Raw genomic sequence first — 1,057 nt, forward strand, 5'->3', positions numbered from 1 at the left:
CTGTTCGACCTGCCGTCCCCTTACGACGATGGCAGCCTCAAGTTCGACTATCCCGAAGGCCGGGTCTACCTGACCCAAAGCATCTACGTCCCGGAATATTTCTACCGGATGATCGAGACGCTGAACATTGCCCTGTTTTCGACGCTGGTGGGCTCCACATTCGGTTTCCTGCTCTGCTTCCTGGCTGCGGGCAATATCACGGCCAGCCGCTGGCTCCGTTTCACCACGCGCCGCTTCCTTGAAATCGTCCGCGCCTTTCCGGAAATCGTCATTGCCGGCTTTTTCCTGGCGATTTTCTCGCTGGGACCCATTCCTGCGATCATTGCGGTCAGCATCCATACTATCGGCGCGCTCGGGAAAATGTTCTTCGAAGTCGTCGAGAATGCCGACATGAAGCCTGAAGAAGGTTTGCGCGCCGTCGGCGCCAATTGGGTCGAACGGGTGTGGTTCGGCATCGTGCCCCAGGTGCTGCCCAACTTCATGAGCTATTTCCTGCTTCGTTTCGAGATCAATGTGCGCGCTTCGACCATACTTGGCGCCGTCGGCGCCGGCGGCATCGGCGAATCCCTGCGCCTTTCGATCGGCCGAGGCCATGAGGCCAAGACAATCGCCATCGTCTTCCTGCTGTTCTGTACGATTGTCGCCGTCGATCAGTTTTCGGCGTGGCTGAGGCACCGTCTTGTCGGCCGGCAAGCGTTCGCATATGGGCGCGGGGAGTAAGGCATGAACGCCGACGCTATCGACGACATCGCCACGCGCCATCCGGATGCGTTCCGGCGCTCCCTATGGAAGCGCTACGCCACCCCGCTCGCTATCGTCCTCTGCATCCTCTACACATTCTATTGCGCGTGGTTCTTCTCGATCGCCACCGTTCTCGAAAAAGCGAACTGGAACCTTGCCGGCGCTTATCTCGCCGACTGGGTGTCCTACGAAATCCGGCCCGATATCGAATTCAAAGACAACCATCTGACGATCGACTACTCCCGCTTTTCCAAGCTGGGATCCAATCCAAATCCCGACTGGGTGGCCAAACAGATGGCCGTGATCGAGCGGCGGG

At 58.8% G+C, this 1,057-nt stretch carries 1 protein-coding gene and 1 pseudogene; both read left to right on the top strand.

Annotated features, from left to right (window positions below):
- A partial coding sequence (gene phnE / locus E5W87_RS34105) for a phosphonate ABC transporter, permease protein PhnE (protein ID WP_292407937.1) occupies window positions 1–720 on the top strand: 720 nt, incomplete at its 5' end.
- A 3-nt stretch (window positions 721–723) separates the two neighbouring features.
- Window positions 724–1,057, top strand: a pseudogene (locus E5W87_RS34110) (phosphonate ABC transporter, permease protein PhnE); the annotation flags it as partial.

This window comes from Mesorhizobium sp. (genome assembly GCF_004962925.1).
Taxonomy (GTDB): Bacteria; Pseudomonadota; Alphaproteobacteria; order Rhizobiales; family Rhizobiaceae; genus Mesorhizobium.